15 protein-coding genes are annotated in these 19,714 nt (G+C 71.9%); 8 read left to right on the top strand and 7 right to left on the bottom strand.

The features are described from left to right. Window positions 1-14: 14 nt before the first annotated feature. Window positions 15-662 (bottom strand): response regulator, encoded by a 648-nt coding sequence (locus N3K63_RS10195; RefSeq protein WP_261580030.1) that lies wholly within the window; start codon window positions 660-662, stop codon window positions 15-17. After that, the gene (locus tag N3K63_RS10190; RefSeq protein ID WP_261580029.1) at window positions 659-2,362 is read right to left on the bottom strand and encodes a sensor histidine kinase; all 1,704 of its coding nucleotides are present in this window, start codon (window positions 2,360-2,362) and stop codon (window positions 659-661) included. The genes N3K63_RS10195 and N3K63_RS10190 overlap by 4 nt, the downstream gene beginning before the upstream one ends. 153 nt (window positions 2,363-2,515) lie before the next feature. Here N3K63_RS10190 and N3K63_RS10185 point away from each other — a divergent pair, with 153 nt between their 5' ends. Together N3K63_RS10185 and N3K63_RS10180 are read left to right on the top strand one after the other, a co-directional pair. Continuing rightward, a complete protein-coding gene (locus N3K63_RS10185) occupies window positions 2,516-4,060 on the top strand; it encodes a CitMHS family transporter (protein ID WP_261580028.1) in 1,545 nt (514 codons plus the stop codon). 42 nt (window positions 4,061-4,102) lie between these two features. Continuing rightward, entirely contained in the window at window positions 4,103-4,483 is a 381-nt protein-coding gene (locus N3K63_RS10180; protein ID WP_261580027.1) for a DoxX family protein, read from the top strand. 3 nt (window positions 4,484-4,486) lie between these two features. On the opposite strand, the gene N3K63_RS10175 is transcribed toward N3K63_RS10180, so the two are convergent. After that, entirely contained in the window at window positions 4,487-5,506 is a 1,020-nt protein-coding gene (locus N3K63_RS10175) for a Gfo/Idh/MocA family protein (protein WP_261580026.1), read from the bottom strand. A gap of 413 nt (window positions 5,507-5,919) precedes the next feature. Between N3K63_RS10175 and N3K63_RS10170 the strand changes: the two genes are divergently transcribed. Then, the gene (locus tag N3K63_RS10170; RefSeq protein ID WP_261580025.1) at window positions 5,920-7,272 is read left to right on the top strand and encodes a M20/M25/M40 family metallo-hydrolase; all 1,353 of its coding nucleotides are present in this window, start codon (window positions 5,920-5,922) and stop codon (window positions 7,270-7,272) included. On the opposite strand, the gene N3K63_RS10165 is transcribed toward N3K63_RS10170, so the two are convergent. Continuing rightward, window positions 7,259-7,822, bottom strand: coding sequence for a hypothetical protein (locus N3K63_RS10165; protein WP_261580024.1), 564 nt, complete (start codon window positions 7,820-7,822; stop codon window positions 7,259-7,261). The two genes, N3K63_RS10170 and N3K63_RS10165, sit on opposite strands and share 14 nt — an antisense overlap. 177 nt (window positions 7,823-7,999) lie before the next feature. Here N3K63_RS10165 and N3K63_RS10160 point away from each other — a divergent pair, with 177 nt between their 5' ends. From N3K63_RS10160 to mmsB, 5 genes are all read left to right on the top strand, one after another. Next, window positions 8,000-9,013: a LacI family DNA-binding transcriptional regulator gene (locus N3K63_RS10160; RefSeq protein ID WP_261580023.1), complete on the top strand. Its 1,014-nt coding sequence runs from the start codon at window positions 8,000-8,002 to the stop codon at window positions 9,011-9,013. Between the two features lie 159 nt (window positions 9,014-9,172). Then, on the top strand, window positions 9,173-9,907 hold the full coding sequence (locus N3K63_RS10155; protein ID WP_261580022.1) for an L-ribulose-5-phosphate 4-epimerase: 735 nt from the start codon (window positions 9,173-9,175) through the stop codon (window positions 9,905-9,907). Between the two features lie 145 nt (window positions 9,908-10,052). Then, window positions 10,053-11,129: a multiple monosaccharide ABC transporter substrate-binding protein gene (gene chvE, locus N3K63_RS10150; protein ID WP_390895157.1), complete on the top strand. Its 1,077-nt coding sequence runs from the start codon at window positions 10,053-10,055 to the stop codon at window positions 11,127-11,129. Window positions 11,130-11,215: 86 nt separating this feature from the next. Continuing rightward, window positions 11,216-12,745, top strand: a complete 1,530-nt coding sequence (gene mmsA / locus N3K63_RS10145) for a multiple monosaccharide ABC transporter ATP-binding protein (RefSeq protein ID WP_261580020.1) — start codon at window positions 11,216-11,218, stop codon at window positions 12,743-12,745. A 22-nt stretch (window positions 12,746-12,767) separates the two neighbouring features. Next, window positions 12,768-14,000: a multiple monosaccharide ABC transporter permease gene (gene mmsB, locus N3K63_RS10140; protein WP_261580019.1), complete on the top strand. Its 1,233-nt coding sequence runs from the start codon at window positions 12,768-12,770 to the stop codon at window positions 13,998-14,000. A gap of 61 nt (window positions 14,001-14,061) precedes the next feature. Here the strand turns inward: mmsB and N3K63_RS10135 are convergent, their stop codons facing one another. The 3 genes from N3K63_RS10135 to N3K63_RS10125 are packed head-to-tail and all read right to left on the bottom strand — an operon-like array spanning window position 14,062 to window position 19,709. Further along, on the bottom strand, window positions 14,062-15,003 hold the full coding sequence (locus N3K63_RS10135; RefSeq protein WP_261580018.1) for a quinone oxidoreductase family protein: 942 nt from the start codon (window positions 15,001-15,003) through the stop codon (window positions 14,062-14,064). Further along, on the bottom strand, window positions 15,003-18,950 hold the full coding sequence (hrpA, locus tag N3K63_RS10130; RefSeq protein WP_261580017.1) for an ATP-dependent RNA helicase HrpA: 3,948 nt from the start codon (window positions 18,948-18,950) through the stop codon (window positions 15,003-15,005). Before hrpA ends, N3K63_RS10135 begins: the two co-directional genes overlap by 1 nt. 42 nt (window positions 18,951-18,992) lie before the next feature. Next, the gene (locus N3K63_RS10125; RefSeq protein ID WP_261580016.1) at window positions 18,993-19,709 is read right to left on the bottom strand and encodes a hypothetical protein; all 717 of its coding nucleotides are present in this window, start codon (window positions 19,707-19,709) and stop codon (window positions 18,993-18,995) included. Between the last annotated feature and the right edge of the window lie 5 nt (window positions 19,710-19,714).

The raw sequence follows: 19,714 nt of genomic DNA, 5'->3' as shown, positions 1-19,714 counted from the left end.
CCTATCGAGCGCGTTCACCGTGCGGCGTAGCGGTGCTCGGGGCGCCCGGTCGTGCCGTACTGCAGGCGCACCTGGATGCCGCCGCGGGTCGCCAGCGCCGACAGGTGGCGCTGCGCGGTGGCCCGCGAGATGCCGGCGCGCTCGGCGATCTCGCTGGCCGAGGCCTCGCCGTCGCCGAGGGCGGCGAGGATCAGCTGCTCGGTGGCGCCTCGCGACAGCGATGCGCCCTCGCCGCCGCCGTGCAGCACCGCCAGCGCGCGGTCGATGTCGGCCTGGCCGAGTGTGCCGCCGGAGAGCAGGTTGCGGTAGCGCAGGTACCGGTCGAGCAGGTCGACCAGCGCGCGGCGCTCGAACGGCTTGGTCAGATAGCCCAGCGCACCCGCGCGCAGCGCCCGGCGCACGGCGGCCGCCTCGGTCGCCGCCGACAGCACGAACCCGTCGACGTCGGCGGCGGCGAGGAAGGAGATGCCGTCGCCGTCGGGGAGGTAGGCGTCGATCAGCAGCAGATCGGGGCGGTGGTCGCGGATGGCCGCCGCTGCCTCGTGCAGGGTGCGGGCCGGCTCCAGGGCGCGGTAGCCGGGGCGCTCGGCGACGATGTCGCGGTGCAGCCCGGCGACGCGGAAGTCGTCGTCGATCACGAGGACGAGAACGGGTGCGGTCATGGGGAGGACTCCTCGGGCGTGGTGGGGGCGCGCAGCACGCCGGGCAACCGGGCGGCGAACACGGCGCCGGTGCCCGGGCCGTCGGCATCCGGGCCGTTGGGATCGGTGCCGCCGGGTTGGGGACCGTCGGGATCGGCGCCGCCGGGAGCGGTGCCGCCGGGATCGGCGATCCAGAGGTCGCCGCCGCGGCGGCGGGCGAGATCGCGCGAGAGCGGCAGGCCGACGCCGAGACCGTGCAGGCGGTCGTCGTCGGGCTGGGCGCGGCGCTCGAACGGCGCGGCGCCGGTGGCGACGCCGGCGCCGGAGTCGGCGACGGTGAGCACGAGATCGGTCCCGTCGCCGAAGAACGACACCTCGACCCAGCACGGCTCGGCGGCGGCGACGGCGGCCGAGACGGCGTTGTCGACGAGGTTGCCGAGCACCGCCGCGACGTCTTCGACCTCGGCGAGCGGACGCAGCAGCAGCGTGTCGGGACCCACCCGCAGCGCCACACCGCGCTCGGCCGCCTCGATCGCCTTCGCGCCCACGAGCGACTGCAGCACCGGATCGGTGACCAGCTCGATGCCCGCCACCGCGAGATCGACCGGCCCGCGCTCCAGCTGCCCGGCCAGGAACGCCCGCGCCTCGGCGTGACGACCGGCATCCAGCAGCCCCGCCGCGGCGTGCAGCCGGTTGGCGAACTCGTGCCGCTGCACCCGCAGCGCCCCCGACAGCGCGCGCACCGACTCGAGGCGCTCGCTGAGGGCCAGCAGGTCGGTGCGGTCGCGCACGATGAGCACGCTCCCGAGCCGGCGCCCCTGATGCGACACCGGCTGCGCGTCGACGTAGACCACGTGGGAGCCCACCACCACGCCGTCGCGGGCGGTGCCCTCAGCGACGGCGGCGACGATCTCGGCGGGCAGCCCGAGCTGCGCGAACGGTGTGCCCACGGCATCCGGGATGCCCAGCAGCCGCGCGGCATCGTCGTTGCACACCCGCACCACGCCGTCACCGCTCAATGCGACCACGCCGTCGCCGACGCCGTCGAGCACGGCGGCCTGGGTCTGCACGAGGGCGACGAGCTCTTCGGGCTGCAGGCCCAGGGTCAGCCGCTCGAATCGGCGCCGCAGCACGAGCGCGGCGAGCACGCCGAGCGCCAGCGCGCCCACCGCCGCCGCCGCGATGCCGGCGATGAGGGCGGGCAGGTCGTCGAAGACGCTCGCCGGCTCGAAGCCGACGCTCACCTCGCCCACCGGCACACCGCCGCCCGGCGGCAGGATCGGCACCTTCGCGCGCGCCGACACGCCCAGGGTGCCCCGCTCCCACGTGACCACCTCGTTGCCGGCGAGCACCTCGGTGAAGTCGGTGCTGACCGGCCGGCCGAGCAGGCCCGCATCCGGATGGGCGAGGCGGATGCCGCGGTCGTCGGCGATCACGACGAACAGGGTGCCGGTGCGTGCGGTGACCGCGCCGGCATACGCCTGCAGCGGGCCGTCTTCGAGGGCGGCGGCGGTCGGGTCGCCGGGCAGGGCGGAGACGGCGGTCACCTCGGCGCGCACCTGCGGGTCTTCGGCGATCGTGCGGGCGATGTTCAGCGCCGAGCTCTCGGCCTCAGCGCGCAGCTGCTGCACGCCCAGCAACAGGAAGACCACCGTGCACACCACGACCACGCCGGCGACGGTCGCCAGCTGCAGCAGCAGCACGCGGGTGGTGAAGCGCATGCGATCCCTTCGGCGCGGTGAGCAGAATGCGCTCAACTCACGGTACGCGCAGAACGTCCCGCAATGCGAGATACCCGCCGCGCGCCGCCGCCGGTGCCTAGAGTCTCCGCATCCCCTCCACGGGTCCACGTGGACACAGACGAAGGAGTCGAGATGTCACCGATCCCCGCCGTCCTCGCAGCGGCAGCAGCCGACGAGGGCTACGACCTGGCGTTCACGCCCTCCGACGGCGTGCTCGTCGTGCTCGGGTTCACGATGGTGCTCGCCTTCATGGCGCTCATCATGACCCGCCGCCTCACCCCGATGGTCGCCCTCATCCTCGTGCCCACCGTGTTCGGCCTGTTCGCGGGGGCCGGACTCGGGCTCGGTGAGATGATCATCGACGCGATCGGCTCCATGGCGCCCACCGCGGCACTGCTGATGTTCGCGATCATGTACTTCGGCATCATGATCGACGTCGGCCTGTTCGACCCGCTCATCCGCTTCATCACGCGGCTGCTGGGCGATGACCCCGCCAAGGTCGTCCTCGGCACGGCGCTGCTGGCCGGCGCGGTCTCGCTCGACGGCGACGGGTCGACCACCTTCATCATCACGACGTCGGCGATGCTGCCGATCTACCTGCGGCTGGGCATGAGCCCCGTCGTGCTCACCTGTGTCGCCGGGCTCATGAACGGCACGCTCAACATCGTGCCCTGGGGCGGCCCCACCGTGCGCGCCGCCACCGCCCTCGGCCTCCAGCCCACCGACGTGTTCGTGCCGATGCTGCCGTCGCTGGCGACCGGCATCGTCATCGCGCTGGCCTTCGCCTGGTTCCTGGGACTGTCGGAGCGCCGCCGCCTCGCCGGCGTCGTCGACCTCAGCCGCATCGAGTCGGCCGGTGCCGCCGGCGGCGGCGGGCGCCTCGACGCGCCCCGCCTGTTCCGCGGGGCCGAGACCAAGCCGGGCGCCGCCGCAACGCTGCGCACCGGCAACATCGTCACCGTGCGCGGCGGCCGGGGAGCCGTCGCCGCCGCGGCCGTCGACCCCGCCGACACCGCGATGGCCGACACCATGCTCGACCCCAACCGCGCGACGCTGCGCCCCCGCCTCATCTGGTTCAACCTGGCCCTGACGGCCGCGGTCATGGTGCTGCTCGTGCTCGACCTGTTCCCGCTCGCCTACGTCTTCATGGTCGGCGCGGCCGTGGCGCTGCTGGTCAACTTCCCCAAGCTCAAGCAGCAGAGCGACGAGATCGTCGCCCACGCCCCCTCGATCGTCGGGGTCGTGTCGATGGTGCTCGCCGCCGGCGTGCTCGTGGGCGTGCTCGGCGGCACCGGCATGGTGGATGCCATGGCGGCATGGATCACCTCGGTCATCCCGGCATCTCTCGGCCCCTACCTCGCCGTGATCACCGGGGTGCTGTCGATCCCGTTCACGTTCTTCATGTCCAACGACGCCTTCTACTTCGGCATCCTGCCGGTGCTCGCCGAGAGCGCCTCGCACTTCGGGATCGCCCCCGTCGAGATGGCGCGCGCCTCGATCACCGGCCAGCCCGTGCACCTGCAGAGCCCGCTCGTGCCGGCCATCCTGCTGCTCGTGTCGCTGGCCAACGTCAACCTCGGCGACCACCACAAGAAGGTGCTGTGGCGCGCGACGATCGTGTCGCTGGCGATGCTCGCCGTCGGCGTGCTCGTGGGCTCCATCCCCTTCGCCGCCTGAGCCGGCATCGACGCACGGCGGCGGGCAGGACATACTCGGACGATGAGAACGTTCGCGAGATGGCTGCTCGCCGCCGGCATGGTGTTCGCGGGACTGAGTCACCTGTTCTGGGCCCGCAAGGAGTTCCAGGCGCAGGTGCCCGACCTCGTCACCGAGGTCGTCCCCATCGACAAGGACGGCGTCGTCGTGGCATCCGGCGCCGTGGAGATCATGCTCGGGGCGGCGCTGGTCGTGCTGCCCAAGGAGCGCCGGCGGATCGGGGCGATCCTGGCGGCCTTCTTCATCGCGATCTTCCCCGGCAACATCGCCCAGGCCACCGGCAAGCGCGCCGGCTTCGGCCTCGACGACGACCGCGCGCGGTACGTGCGGCTGCTGTTCCAGCCCGTGCTCGTCGCGTGGGCGCTGTGGTCCACGCGACGCTGACGGCTATTCGCCGGGGTAGACGACCCCGATCTGCGCCCGCACCTCGTCGAGCAGCCGCATGATGGCCACGCTCTCGGCGATCGGCAGCAGGTCGCTGTCGGTGCGGCCCGCGGCGATGAGCTTCTCGGCGTAGAGCGCCTGGAACTGCATGCCCCGGCCCTCGATCGCCGAGGCGTACTCCTCGAGCACGGTGCCGTCGGCGGTGACCACCCGGAACGACGTCGGGCAGTACCAGGTGGCGTTGATCTCGATGCGCGCATCGGTGCCGAGCACGGTCGCCCGGTTGGGGCCGGCGGCGCGCGAGGTCGAGATCGACGTCGACAGGGCGCCGCCCGGGTGGGTCGCGATCGTCGCGACCTCGGCGTCGGCGCCGGTCTCGCCGAGACGGGCGGCCGAGGTGACGGCATCCGGCACGCCCAGCACGTCGCAGGCGAACGACACCGGGTAGATGCCGAGGTCGAGCAGCGAGCCGCCGCCGAGCTCGAGGGCGTTGAGGCGGTGCGCCGGGTCGGCGGAGATCTTCTGGGTGTGGTCGGCGAACACCGCGCGCACCTCGCCCAGCGTGCCGGTGGCGATGATCTCGCGGATGCGCACCATGTGCGGCAGGTAGCGCGTCCACATCGCCTCCATGGCGAGCAGGCCGCGCTCGGCGGCGCGGTCGGCGACGCGCTGCGCCTCGGCTGCGGTGAGGGTGAACGGCTTCTCGACGAGCACGTGCTTGCCGGCATCCAGCGCGAGCAGGGCGTTCTCGGCGTGGGACGGGTGCGGCGTCGCGATGTAGATGATGTCGACATCGGGGTCGGCGACGAGGTCTTCGTACGACCCGTGCGCGTGGCCGATGCCGTACTGCTGCGCGAAGGCGGCGGCCGCCTCGGGGCGGCGGGAGCCGACCGCGGTGATCTGGCGGCCGGCGGTGCGAAGGTCGGAGGTGAAGGCATGGGCGATGCCGCCCGTGGCGAGGATCCCCCAGCGGAGGCCGGGCGCGGCGGCGGAGTGAGCGGGGTCTGAGCTGAGTCCGGTCATGCCCCCGAGCCTACGGGCGGTCGGCCCGGCGCCGCGCGGCGGCGTGGCAGTTCGCGCGCGGGGGCGGGTTCGCGGGGTGCGGGACGCGAAACTCCTCCAGATCGTCGTGGAATCGGGGGTTTGCGGGGCTGGAGGGGCGTGCGGCGTGCGGATGGGAGGAGTTTCGCGAGGGAGAGGTGGGGGCGCGGCCGGGGTGCGGGCGAGGGCCCCGGGGGCGGGGTGCGGGCGTGAGCGCGGGGTGCGAGCCGGGGTTGTGGGGCGCGGTGCGGGGCGGGGTGGTGGGCCGCGGGTCGCGAAACTCCTCCAGATCGTCGCGGAATCGGGGGTTTGTGGGGCTCGCGAGGCGTGCGGCGGGCGGATTGGAGGAGTTTCGCGGGGGTGAGGGGCGGGGCGGGCGGCAATATGCTCGGGGGGTGGATGAGCGGGATGCTGCGGCGGTCGAACGGTTCCGGGAGCTGCTGCGCATCCCGACCGTCTCGCACGCCGACGAGACACTGATCGATGAGGGGCCGTTCGACGCGTTCGTCGCGGCGCTGCCGCGCCTGTACCCCCGCACGCACGCGGCCCTGGAGCGCGAGATCGTCGACGGGCACTCGCTGCTGTACCGGTGGGCCGGCGCCGACGCGGCGGACCCGCTGGTGCTGATGGCGCACCTGGACGTCGTGCCGGTCGTGTCGGACGAGTGGGAGCACGGCCCCTTCGACGCCGAGATCGTCGGCGACGGTGCGGAGGCGGCGATCCACGCCCGCGGCGCCATCGACGATAAGGGCGCGCTCGTGGCGATCCTGGAGGCGGTCGAGCAGCTTGTCGCCGACGGGTACACCCCGGCGCGCGACGTCTATCTGTCGTTCGGCCACAACGAGGAGACCGCCGGTGGGGGAGCGCGCGCGATCGTGGCCGCCCTCACCGCGCGGGGCGTCCGCCCCGGCCTCGTGCTCGACGAAGGCGGCGCGGTCGTGGAAGGGGCCGTGCCCGGCGTGCACGCGCCCACCGCGATGGTCGGCGTCGCCGAGCGCGGCGTGATGACCGTGCTGCTGACGGCGCGCGAGAACGGCGGTCACGCCTCCACGCCGCCCGCCTTCCCCGCCACCGCGCGGCTGGCCCGGGCGATCTCGCGCATCCACCGTCGCCCGTTCCCGGTGCGCATCGCCCCGCCGGTGCGGGCCCTGTTCGCCACCGTCGCCCCGCACGCCGACCCGCCCTACCGATGGGTGTTCGGCAACCTCGGGCTCACCGGACCGCTGCTGGCCCGGGTCTTCCCCCGCCTGGGCGCCGAGATGAACGCCCTCGTGCGCACGACCGCCGTCGTCACCGAGCTCGCCGGCGCCCCCGGCGAGAACGTGCTGGCGACCACGGCGCGCGCCTCGGTGAACATCCGGCTGCTCACCGGCGACACCGTCGCCTCGGCCGCCGCGCGCATCCGCCGGATCGTCGCCGATCCCGCCGTGGAGGTCGAGGTGCGGCACGGGTCGGACCCGTCGCCGGTGTCGCCCTGGCGCGGCGAGCCGTGGCGCCGCCTGGCGACGGCGGTGGCCGCGGCGCTGCCCGCTCCCGGCGGCGCCCAGATCATCACCGCCCCGTACATCCAGCTGGGCGCCAGCGACAGCCGCTGGTTCACCGCCATCAGCGACCACGTCTACCGGTTCACGCCGTTCCACCTCACCCGCGCCGAGCGCGACGCCCTGCACTCGCACAACGAACGCATCCGCGTGGCGGTGTGGCTGCGGGGGATCGGGTTCTACCGGGCGCTGATCACCGCGAGCTGACCGGGCGCGGCGGCTCGTCGCCGAGGCCGAGCAGGAACCGCACGATGTCGTCGGCGGTGCCCTCGAGCACCGGACCGCGACCGAACTCCCAGCCGGCATCGCTCGCGCGCAGCGTGTGGCCCTTCACGACCGCACGGCGCTGGAACGGCGCCCGGCCGACCTGGTAGAGCGCGACGGCGCCGGTGATGTGCGCGGGCAGCCCGAGCGGCGCGTCGCCGGCGTCGGCGGCGAGCTCGCGCACCGCGGCCACCAGATCGCGCATCGGGCGGCGCGGTCCCCGGCGGATGCCGTCGGCTTCGGCCCGCAGCTGCGCCGCCCGCTCCGCCTGCACCGCCCGCTCCGGCTGCGCCGCCCGCTCCGGCTGCGCCGCGCGCGCCGACTCCTGCACCGCCCGCTCCGACTCCACCGAGCGCTCCGGCTGCGCTCCGGCGACCAGCTCGGCGTGGCGCTCGCGCACCCGGGCGATGTCGGCACGGCGGTCGGCGGTGGCGCCCGACTCGTCGACGCCGGAGCGCTGCGACAGCGGCAGATGCCGCGACAGGTCGTCCATGACCGCATCCTATGCGCGGGCCGCCGGCGACCCGCGATGTGACAAAGCGGGCCGTTGTCACAGGAGTCCGCGCCTCGCGTGTGACTGTCACACGGGAATTCCTCGATATCCGGGGCCTGTCGGGTCATAATGGGCACGACTGATGTGACCGTGCACATCGGGTGACGGAGAGACACCATGAGCGACGAGGCCCAGGGGCGCCGGCCCAGCATCCGCGATGTGGCCCGGCTCGCCGGGGTGTCGCATCAGACGGTGTCGCGCGTGCTCAACGACCATCCGAGCATCCGGCCCGAGACGCGCGAGCGGGTGCGGGCGGTGATGTCCGACCTGTCGTACAGCCCGAACCGCGCGGCGCGGGCCCTGGTCACCAGCCGCTCGCACACCATCGGCATCCTCGCCGCGTCGGCCACGCAGTACGGCCCCGCCTCGTCGATCGCGGCGATCGAGGCCGCTGCGCGGGCCCGCGGCTACTGGGCGTCGACGGCCAACATCGACCCCACGGACCCCTCGTCGATCCCCGACGGGCTGTCGCACCTCATGGCCCAGGGGATCGAGGGACTCGTCGTCATCGCGCCCCAGTCGCGGGTGATCCGCGCCCTCATTGCGCAGAAGCCCGACCTGCCCTACGTGACCCTGCAGTCCACCGACCTCGACCCCGATCACACGCTCTCGGTCGACCAGATCGCCGGTGCCCGCCTGGCCACGCGGCACCTCATCGAGCTGGGGCACCGGAACATCTACCACCTCGCCGGCCCGCAGGACTGGATCGAGGCGGAGGCGCGCATGCGCGGCTTCCTCGACGAGATGAGCGCCTGGGACATCCCCACGACGGCGCCGATCCTGGGGGACTGGACGGCGGAGTTCGGCTACTACGCGGGGCGCGAGATGCTGCGGGTGCGCGACTTCACGGCGATCTTCTCGTCGAACGACCAGATGGCGCTGGGGCTCATGCACGCGGTGCGCGCCGAGGGCCTGGACTGTCCGCGCGACGTGAGCATCGTGGGGTTCGACGACATCCCCGAGGCCGCCCACTTCTGGCCCCCGCTGACCACGGTGCGTCAGGACTTCGCCGAACTGGGCCGCCGGTGCGTGGATCTGCTGCTGGGCTCCGCCTCGGGGGAGCAGACCGCGGCGGTGATCCTGCCGGAGCTGCGCGTGCGCAGCTCGTCGGCGCCCGTCGGCATCCGCTGAGGGCCCGTTACCAACCCGATATCAACCGGGACACGCCGGGAGTTGACAGCCCGGTCGACCGTGGGTCTATAGTTTCGCAATGTGAACGGTCACATCGACTGTCACACGACACCGCACCTCGCGGCATCGAACGATACGTCGGACGAAGGAGTCCACCGCATGAGCACCGCCGCCGATCGCACCGACGCCTATGTCGCGGGTGTGAAGACCGAGGTTGCGATTGCGCGGACGCGGGCCGAGGTGGCGGGGTTGCATGCGGAGTTGGTGCGGTACGGGCTGGTGGTGTGGACCGGGGGGAACGTGTCGGGCCGGGTGCCGGATGCGGATCTGTTCGTGATCAAGCCGTCGGGTGTGTCGTATGACGATCTCGCGCCGGAGAACATGATCCTGTGCGATCTCGACGGGAATGTCGTGGCGGGAACGCCCGGCAGTGACCGGTCGCCGTCGTCGGACACCGCGGCGCACGCGTATGTGTACCGGAACATGCCGGAGGTCGGCGGGGTCGTGCACACGCACTCGGATTATGCGGTGGCGTGGGCGGCGCGGGGGGAGGAGATCCCGTGTGTGATCACGGCGATGGCCGATGAGTTCGGGGGTCCGATCCCGGTGGGGCCGTTCGCGATCATCGGCGACGATTCGATCGGTCGGGGCATCGTGGACACGTTGACCGGGCACCGGTCGCGGGCGGTGTTGATGCGCAGCCACGGGCCGTTCACGATCGGGGCGACGGCGAAGGATGCCGTGAAGGCCGCGGTGATGCTCGAAGACGTCGCGCGCACCGTCCACCTCGCCCGGCAGGGCGGCGAGCTCGTCCCGATCCCGCAGGAAGCGATCGACGCCCTCTACAACCGGTACCAGAACGTCTACGGCCAGACCACCGACGACCGCCGGTGACCCGCGCTTCGCGCGCGGATCAAGCGGTCACACTCGCACCATCGAGGACAACTCAACACCACACCAAGACAGTGAAGTCCACTGGAAAGGAACCACAGTGAAGATCAAGAAGATCGCCATCGCGGCGTTCGCCGTCGGCGCGCTCATGCTCACCGGCTGCTCGGGCTCGGGAGACAGCGGCAGCGGCGGCGAGGGCGGCGGCGACGGCGGCCTCATCGGCGTGGCCATGCCGACCAAGTCGTCGGAGCGCTGGATCCAGGACGGCGACGCCGTCAAGAAGGCTCTCGAGGACCAGGGCTACACCGTCGACCTGCAGTACGCAGAGGACGACATCCCCACGCAGGTCTCGCAGATCGAGAACATGATCACGAAGGGGGCCGAGGCGCTCATCGTCGCCTCGATCGACGGCACCACGCTCTCCGAGGTGCTGCAGACCGCCGCCGACAGCGACATCCCGGTGATCGCCTACGACCGCCTCATCAAGGGCACCGAGAACGTGGACTACTACGCCACGTTCGACAACGAGCTCGTCGGCAACCAGCAGGCCTGGACCGTGCTCAACGGCCTCGGTCTGACCGACCTCGAGGGCAACCCGCTGCCGGACGCTCCGGCCGGCCCGTTCAACATCGAGCTGTTCGCCGGCTCGCTGGACGACAACAACGCGTTCTTCTTCTTCAACGGCGCGATGGACGTGTTCCAGCCCTTCATCGACGACGGCACGCTCGTCGTGAAGTCGGGCCAGACCGACATCGAGCAGGCGGCGACGCTGCGCTGGGACGGCGAAGAGGCCCAGAGCCGTATGGAGAACCTGATCACGGCGAACTACTCGGACGGCTCGAAGGTCAACGCGGTGCTCTCGCCCTACGACGGCATCTCGCGCGGCATCATCGGCGCCCTCACCGACGCCGGTTACAGCGTCGGCGACGAGTGGCCGATCATCTCGGGCCAGGACGCCGAGGTCGACTCGGTCAAGGCGATCCTGTCGGGCGAGCAGTACGCGACGATCTTCAAGGACACGCGTGAGCTCGCGAAGGTCGCCGCCGGCATGGCCGTCTCGGTGCTCAACGGCGAAGAGCCGGAGACCAACGACACCACCACGTACGACAACGACGTCAAGGTCGTCCCGTCGTACCTGCTGGCCCCGGTCCCGGTCGTGAGGGACAACGTCGAGTCCGCGCTGGTCGACACCGGCTACTGGACGGCTGAGGAGCTCGGCCTCTAAGCAGGCCACACCTCTCACCACGGTGCTGGTGGCGGGCCCGCCCGCCACCAGCACCACCCATCCATCCCCTAAGGAAGTCGGAAACCGTGAGCGAGACCATCCTCGAGATGCGCGGCATCACCAAGACGTTCCCGGGCGTGAAGGCCCTCTCCAACGTCAACTTCGCCGTCGAGCGTGGCGAGATCCACGCCATCTGCGGCGAGAACGGCGCCGGCAAGTCCACCCTCATGAAGGTGCTGTCCGGCGTCTACCCCCACGGCTCGTACGACGGCGAGATCCACTTCGTCGGCGATGTCGTCGAGTTCAAGAACCTGCGCGACAGCGAAGCCCGCGGCATCGTGATCATCCACCAGGAGCTGGCGCTGAGCCCCTACCTGTCGATCGCCGAGAACATCTTCCTCAACAACGAGCGCAAGGGTCCGGGCGGGCTGATCGACTGGAACCAGACCAACCACGAGGCCGCGCAGCTGCTGCGGCGCGTGGGTCTGCGGGAGAACCCCACCACCAAGGTCAACCAGATCGGCGTCGGCAAGCAGCAGCTCGTCGAGATCGCCAAGGCGCTGTCGAAGGAGGTCAAGCTCCTCATCCTCGACGAGCCGACCGCCGCCCTGAACGACGAGGACTCCGATCACCTGCTCGACCTGATCCTGAACCTCCGCGCCGAGGGGATCACGTCGATCATCATCAGCCACAAGCTCAACGAGATCAAGAAGGTCGCCGACACCGTCACGATCATCCGCGACGGCAAGACGATCGAGACGATCGCCAAGGCCGATGTGACCGAGGACCGCATCATCAAGGACATGGTGGGTCGCGACCTCGAGCACCGCTACCCCGACCACGAGCCCCACATCGGCGAAGAGCTGCTGCGCGTGGAGGACTGGACCGCCCACCACCCGCAGGACCCGAGCCGTGTCGTCGTCGACAACGTGTCGATCACGGTGCGGGCGGGCGAGATCGTCGGCATCGCCGGGCTCATGGGCGCGGGGCGCACCGAGTTCGCGATGAGCCTGTTCGGGCACTCCTACGGCACCCGCATCTCGGGCAAGGTCTACCTGCGCGGCAAGGAGATCAAGACCCGTTCGGTGTCGGAGGCGATCGACAACGGTCTGGCCTACGCCACCGAGGATCGCAAGACCTACGGCCTGAACCTCATCGAGGACATCAAGCGCAACATCTCGATGGCCTCGCTGCGCAAGCTCGAGAAGGCCGGACTCGTCGACGACAACGAGGAGTTCAAGGTCGCCAACGGGTTCCGCACCTCGATGAACATCAAGGCGCCCAGCGTGCTGGTGCCCACCGGCAAGCTCTCCGGCGGCAACCAGCAGAAGGTCGTGCTGTCGAAGTGGATCTACTCCGATCCCGAGGTGCTGATCCTCGACGAACCCACCCGCGGCATCGACGTGGGTGCGAAGTACGAGATCTACACGATCATCAACAAGCTCGCCGCGGCCGGGAAGGGGATCATCGTGATCTCCTCCGAGCTGCCCGAGCTGCTCGGCATCTCGGACCGCGTGTACGCCCTCTCGGAGGGACGCATCACCGGTGAGATGCCGATCGAGCAGGCCACCCCCGAATCCGTCCTCAAGCTCATGACCATGGAGAAGCCCCGCTGACGGGGCTCAGGAGAACACGACCATGTCCAACGACAATCTCCCGAACGACGTCGCCGCGGGCGCGCGGATCAACCCCCCGGAGAACGCCTTCACGAGGTGGCTGACCACGGTCCTGTCGGACCTCGGCAAGAACGGCATCTTCATCGCGCTGATCGCGGTGGTGACCCTGTTCACGATCCTCACCAACGGCATCCTGCTGCGGCCGCAGAACATCTCGAACCTCATCGTGCAGAACGGGTACATCCTCGTGCTCGCCATCGGCATGGTGATGATCATCATCGCCGGCCACATCGACCTGTCGGTCGGCTCGGTCGCCGCCTTCATCGGTGCCGTCTCGGGCGTGTTCGCCGTGAAGATGGGGATGCCGTGGTGGCTCTCGATCATCCTGTCGCTGCTCATCGGAGCGCTGGTGGGCGCCTGGCAGGGCTTCTGGGTCGCCTACGTCGGCATACCCGCGTTCATCGTGACATTGGCGGGCATGCTGATCTTCCGCGGGCTCGCGCTGGTCGTGCTCGGCAACGCCAACATCGGCTCGTTCCCCACCGAGTACCGTGCGCTGGGCAACGGCTTCCTCACCGGCATCTTCGGTGAATCCGATCCGGACGTGTTCACGCTGCTGATCGGCGCGGTCGCCATCGTCGCGCTCGTCGTGCAGCAGGTGCGCACCCGCCGCGGCCGCCAGAAGTACGACCAGGTCGTCGACCCGGTGGTCTGGTTCGTCATCAAGCTGGTGCTCGTGGCCGCCGTCATCGGCTGGTTCACCTGGGCGCTGGCCTCGTACAAGGGCATCCCGGTGACCCTCATCATCCTGGCCGCGCTGGTGCTCATCTACGGCATCGTGATGAACCGCACCGTCTTCGGCCGCCACATCTACGCGATCGGCGGCAACCGTCACGCCGCCGAGCTGTCGGGCATCAAGACGCGCCGTGTGGACTTCTGGCTGTTCGTGAACATGGGCGTGCTCGCCGCGCTGGCAGGCCTCATCTTCACGGCCCGTCTGAACCTGGCAGGGCCCAAGGCCGGTGACGGCTTCGAGCTCGAGGCCATCTCGGCGGCCTTCATCGGCGGTGCGGCGGTGCAGGGCGGTGTCGGCACCATCGGCGGCGCCATCATCGGTGGTCTCATCATCGGTGTGCTCAACAACGGCATGTCGATCATGGGCATCGGCATCGAGTGGCAGCAGGCCGTCAAGGGTCTCGTGCTGCTGCTGGCCGTCGCGTTCGACGTCTACAACAAGCGCCGCTCGGGCAACTGAGTCCGGCTGCAGAAACGGCCCCGTCCGCTGGGACGGGGCCGTTTCTGCGTGTACGGGGCGGTCAGGGGACGAGCACGACCTTGCCGTCGACACCGGCCTCGACGACGCGGTGCGCCTCGGCGGCCTCTGCCAGCGGCAGGGCGGGCCCGAGCTCGACCGAGAAGGCGCCGACGGCGAGCAGGTGCAGGGCGACCGGGATCGACTCGCGGCGCCACGCCTCTTCTCGCGCGGTGAGCGGGCGCGGGCTGCCGCCGCGGAACGCCTGGATGCCGAGGGCATCGGCGTCGGCGCCGCGCACCAGGGTCGCGATGCGGCGGCGGTCGGCGACGAGCTCGACCGAGCTGTCGAGGGCCTCGTCGGTGCCGGCGAGGTCGATGGCGACGGTGACCCCGTCGGGGGCCGCGGCGCGCACGCGGTCGGCGATACCCGGCGCGTACGAGACGGGCTCGGCCCCGAGGGCGCGCACCCGGTCGGCACGGCGGTCGCTGGTGGTGGCGAGCACCCGTGCACCGGCGAGCACGGCGAACTGGATGACAGCCTGGCCGACCGCGCCCGAGCCGGCGTGGACGAGCACGGTGTCCTCGGGACCGACGGCCAGGGAGCGGACGGTCTGGTAGGCGGTGCCGATCGGGATGCCCAGCGCGGCGCCCTCGGCGGCGGAGACCTGCGGCGGGCGGGGGAACAGCGCCTCCTGCGAGACGACGAGCTCGGACGCGTAGGTGCCGAGGGCGCCGGTGATGACGACGCGGTCGCCCACCCGGAAGCCGGTGACGTCGGGGCCGACGGCGGTGACGACACCGGCGCCGTCGTTGCCGACGTGGCGCGGCGTGGTGATCGGGTCGGAGGCGCGCTGCCCCGAGCGCAGCTTGTGGTCGACCGGGTTGACCCCGGCCGCCTCGATGCGCACGGCCACGTCGGTGGCGCCCAGCGGCGGCAGGGCGACCTCGGTGGGGGTGAGAACCTCGGGGCCGCCGAAGGCGGTGTGGGTGATGGCGATGGTCATCATGCTCCGTTCGGTTTCTGGGACAGGGCCTTGGTGATGCGCTGCAGCGACACCGGCTCGGCGGTGCCCAGGCGCTGGGCGAACAGGCTCACCCGGTACTCCTCGAGCAGCCAGCGGGCGTGCACGAGCGCGGCCGCGGCAGCCGGGTCGACGGGGATGGTGCCGCCCGCCTCGGCGTACAGCGTCGCCGCGCGCTCGAACTCGCTCTGCCGCTGCCGGTCGCGACCGGGGTTGTCGGCGAGCCCCTCGACGCGCTCGAGCGCGCCCTGCAGATAGCGGGGGAGGTGCGCGAGGCGGGCAAGGCCCGTGCGCGAGACGAACCGGTCGTGCACGAGACCGGCGAGCTGGCCCTTCACGTCGCCGAGCGCCGACAGCAGGGTCATGGAGTTCTGGCCCCGCACGGCCTTGTCGACCTGGCGGTGCAGGGTGAGGATGCGGGAGGTCAGCGACACGGCCTGGAACAGCTCGTCGACCACGGCGCCCGCGAACGCGCCCTGTACGGCGGCGAACTGCTCGGGCGTACGCACCTCGGGCGCGGTGCGGGCGATCACGGCGTCGGCCACCGCGACGCGCGCGTCTTCGATGAGGGCCTTCGCCGACGGGTACGGCGAGGCGGCGAGGGCCAGCTTCTCGGGCGCGGTGAGGTGCTCGAGCACGTAGGGGGCGGGGGTGGGACTCGACAGCAGCACCAGGCGGCGCACGCCCGCGCGGGTCAGGCGCGCGGCGCCCTCGGGGGTGGCCTCGATGCGCAGCGCCACGGTGGCGCCCTCGTCGACCAGCGCCGGGTAGCCGCGGACGACACCGCCGGCGACCTTGGTGTCGACGACCTCGGGGAGCACCCCGACGTCCCAGGTGGTGAGGCCGGTGCGCTCGGTGACGCCCGCCGCACCGGCGGCGGGGATGCCGGATGCCGCGGCGACGGCGCCCGCGGCCGGGCGGGCGCGCCCGGCGGGGGCCGGGGCCTGCAGGGAGCGGGCGACGCTCTCGCGGGCGCGCCCGGCGAGCCGACGCTGCAGGTCGGCGAGGTCGCGCGACGAGCCGAGCGCCCGGCCGCGCTGGTCGACGGCGCGGAACGAGACGGTGAGGTGGCCGGGCACCCGGTCGAGGTCGAAGTCGTCGGCGGTGACGGGCTGATTGGCCACCCGCTGGATGCGGGCCGCCAGGGCGGCGCGCAGCGTGCGCGGCGGCAGGCCGTCGTGCGACTCGGGGCCCTCGCCGGCCAGTTCCGCGCTGAGGGTGGCCGCCCAGTCGGCCGCCGGCACGACGTGGCGGCGGATGGCCTTGGGGAGCGCGCGCAACAGGGCGGCGATGAGCTCGTCGCGCATGCCGGGCACCTGCCAGTCGAACCCGTCGGGACGCAGCTGCGCCAGCAGCACGAGCGGCACGACGACGCTCACGCCGTCGTCGGCGGCACCGGGCTCGAACCGGTAGGCCAGGGAGAGCACCTGGTCGCCCTGCAGCCACCGCGCGGGGAAGGCGCGCTCGTCCGAGCGCGATGCCTCGTCGACGAGGTCGGCCTCGGTCATGTCGAGCAGCTTCGGGGTGCGCCGCGAGGCATCCTGCCACCACGACTCGAACGAGCGCACATCGAACACGTCGGCGGGCAGCCGCGCCTCGTAGAAGGCGTAGACGGCCTCGTCGCCGACGAGGATGTCGCGGCGCCGCTCGCGCTCCTCCACCCGCTCGAGCCGGCGGCGCAGCTCGAGGTTGCGCCGCTCGAAGGCGGTGAGGCGCTTGTCGAGGTGGTGCGTGTTCCACTCGCCGTCGACGAGCGCGTGGCGCAGGAACAGTTCGCGCGCCAGCGGCCGGTCGATGCGCGCCAACTGCACGCGGCGCCGGGGTACGATCTCGACGCCGAAGAGGGTGACCTTCTCAGCGGCCACCGCCGCCCCGGCATCCTTCGACCAGTGCGGGTCGGAGAGGGAGCGGTGGGCGAGGTCGCCGGCGAGGTCTTCGGCCCATGCCGGGTCGATGACCGCGACGGTGCGGGCGAACAGCCGCGAGGTCTCGACGAGCTCGGCGGCCATGACGGCATCCGGGGTCGCCTTGCGCAGCGCCGACCCCGGGAACACCGCGAACGACGCGCCCCGCGCGCCGCGGTAGACCGGCAGCGGCTTGCGCTTGGTGTCTTTGCCGCTCTGGCCCTTCTGGTTCGACCCCGCGCCGCTGACGCTGCGGGTGTCGAGCACGCCGATGTGGGAGAGCAGGCCCGAGAGGATCGCGCGATGCACGGCATCAGGATCGGCGACGCCGGCGGCGGATGCCTCGTCGGCGGGGCGCCGCTCGCCGCCGCGGGGGGCGCGGGTGAGCTGACGCAGCTGCCGGTGCACGTCGAACCATTCCCGCACGCGCACGTAGTTGAGGTGCTCCGAGCGGCACAGTCGCCGGAACGCGCTCGAACCGAGCTCGCGCTGCTGCTCGTCGAGGTGGTTCCACAGGTTCAGCAGCGTGAGGAAGTCGCTGGTGGGGTCGGTGAAGCGGGCGTGCAGCCGGTCGGCCTCCTCGCGGCGCTCCTCGGGGCGCTCGCGCACGTCTTGGATCGACAGGCCCGCGACGATGGCCAGCACGTCGCGGGTGACGCCCCGTTCGCGGGCCTCGAGCAGCATGCGCGCGAACCGCGGGTCGATGGGGAGACGGGCGATCTCGCGGCCGAGGGGGGTGAGCCGCGGCGACCCCGAGGCGCGGTCGACGGCGCGCAGCTCGAGCAGGAGCTCGAGGGCCGCCTTGACGCCGCGGGAGTCGGGACCGGTGAGGAAGGGGAACTCGGAGATGTCGCCGAAGCCCAGGGCGAGCATCTGCAGGATCACCGAGGCGAGCGAGGTGCGCAGGATCTCGGGCTCGGTGTACTCCGGCCGCGACGCGAAGTCCTCTTCGGAGTAGAGCCGCACCGCGATGCCGGGCGAGGTGCGCCCCGCGCGGCCCGAGCGCTGCTGCGCCGAGGCCTGCGAGATGGCCTCGATGGGCAGGCGCTGGATCTTGGAGCGCACGCTGTAGCGCGAGATGCGCGCCGTGCCGGCATCGACGACGTAGCGGATGCCGGGGACGGTGAGGCTCGTCTCGGCGACGTTGGTGGCCAGAATGATGCGCCGCCGCACCCCGGGCACCTGCGACGGCTCGAACACGCGGTGCTGCTCGGCTGCCGAAAGCCTCCCGAACAGCGGCAGCACCTCGGTGGGGCGGGGGTGCGAGCGGTACATGCCGCGCACGGCATCCGCGGCGTCGCGGATCTCGGCCTCGCCGGGGAGGAAGACCAGCACGTCGCCGTCGGCCTCGCGGTCGAGCTCGCGCAGGGCCCCGAGCAGGGCGTCGACCTCGTCGTCCTTGTCGGCGTCTTCGCCCTCGGCCACCGGCGGGCGGTAGCGGATCTCGACCGGGTAGGTGCGCCCCGACACCTCGACGATGGGGGCGGGTGTGCCGCCGGCATCCGCGAAGTGCCGCGCGAAGCTCTCGGGGTCGATGGTGGCGGAGGTGATGATGACCTTGAGGTCGGGGCGCTGGGGCAGGATGCGGGTGAGGTAGCCCAGCAGGAAGTCGATGTTGAGGGAGCGCTCGTGCGCCTCGTCGACGATGATCGTGTCGTAGCGGCGCAGCAGGCGGTCGCGGTGGATCTCGTTGAGCAGGATGCCGTCGGTGAGCAGCGTCACCTGGGTCTCGGCGGAGACCTGGTCGGTGAAGCGCACCTTGTAGCCGACCTCGGCGCCCAGCGGCACCTGCATCTCGTGGGCGATGCGCTCCGAGATGGTGCGCGCGGCGATGCGGCGCGGCTGGGTGTGCGCGATGGCGGTGCGGCCGAGCTCGAGGCAGATCTTCGGCAGCTGCGTGGTCTTGCCCGAACCGGTGGCTCCGGCGACGATGACCACCTGGTGGTCGGCGATGGCGCGGGCGATCTCATCCCGGGCGGCGCTGACGGGCAGCTCGGGCGGGTAGGAGATGACGGGCGCGGGCATAGCCTTCCATCCTAGATCGGCGGACGGTGGGGGCGGGCAGGCTCAGGCGCGGGCGGCGGCGACCGCTTCGTCGAGGGCCCCGAGGTCTTGCGGGGTCACCAGGCGCGAGAGGATCGCGTGCTCGACCAGCCGCGCGCGGCGGTTGGTGGCCAGGCGTCCGGCACCGCCGCGCAGGCCCGTCACGCCTTCGCGGTCGAGCTTGTCGCAGACGGCGTCGAGCTTGCGGTTGAACGTGGTCAGCGGCCAGCCCAGGCGCGCCGCGGCCTGCGCCGACGAGGGGATCTGGCTCTGCCCGACGATGCCGTCGCGCAGCATCGGCTCGCACAGCGCGATGACCAGCAGCCGCTGCGTGGGGGTGAGCGACACGTTGCCGATGGTGATCTGGGTGGGGTCGGAGGCGTCGGCGACGAGGGGCGCGGAGTGGAAGGCGGCCTGCGGGCTGTGCACGCTGAGCTCGTATGTGTAGGGCCCTGCGGTGAACAGCACCACCAGCCGCGGGAACACCAGCGGCACGCGCGCCCCGGGGCCGAGGACGGCCTGGTAGACCCCGTCGGCGGTGGACAGGCTCACCGAGATCGACTGCCCGACGTTGGCGAGCCACCACATGCCGCCCTCGAAGCCGAGCGAGAGCAGCCGGCGGTGCAGGTAGGGGTTCTCGTCGACGACGAGGTCGGCGTCGCGGCCGATGGTGTATTCCTCGTCCCGCGCGGGGTGGAACCACTCGCCGCAGAACTCGATCCCGATCTCGTGCCCGTCCATGGTGC

Source organism: Microbacterium festucae, assembly GCF_025421715.1.
In the GTDB taxonomy this organism is placed as follows: Bacteria; Actinomycetota; Actinomycetes; order Actinomycetales; family Microbacteriaceae; genus Microbacterium; species Microbacterium festucae.
This window is presented reverse-complemented; position numbering and strand designations above follow the sequence as displayed.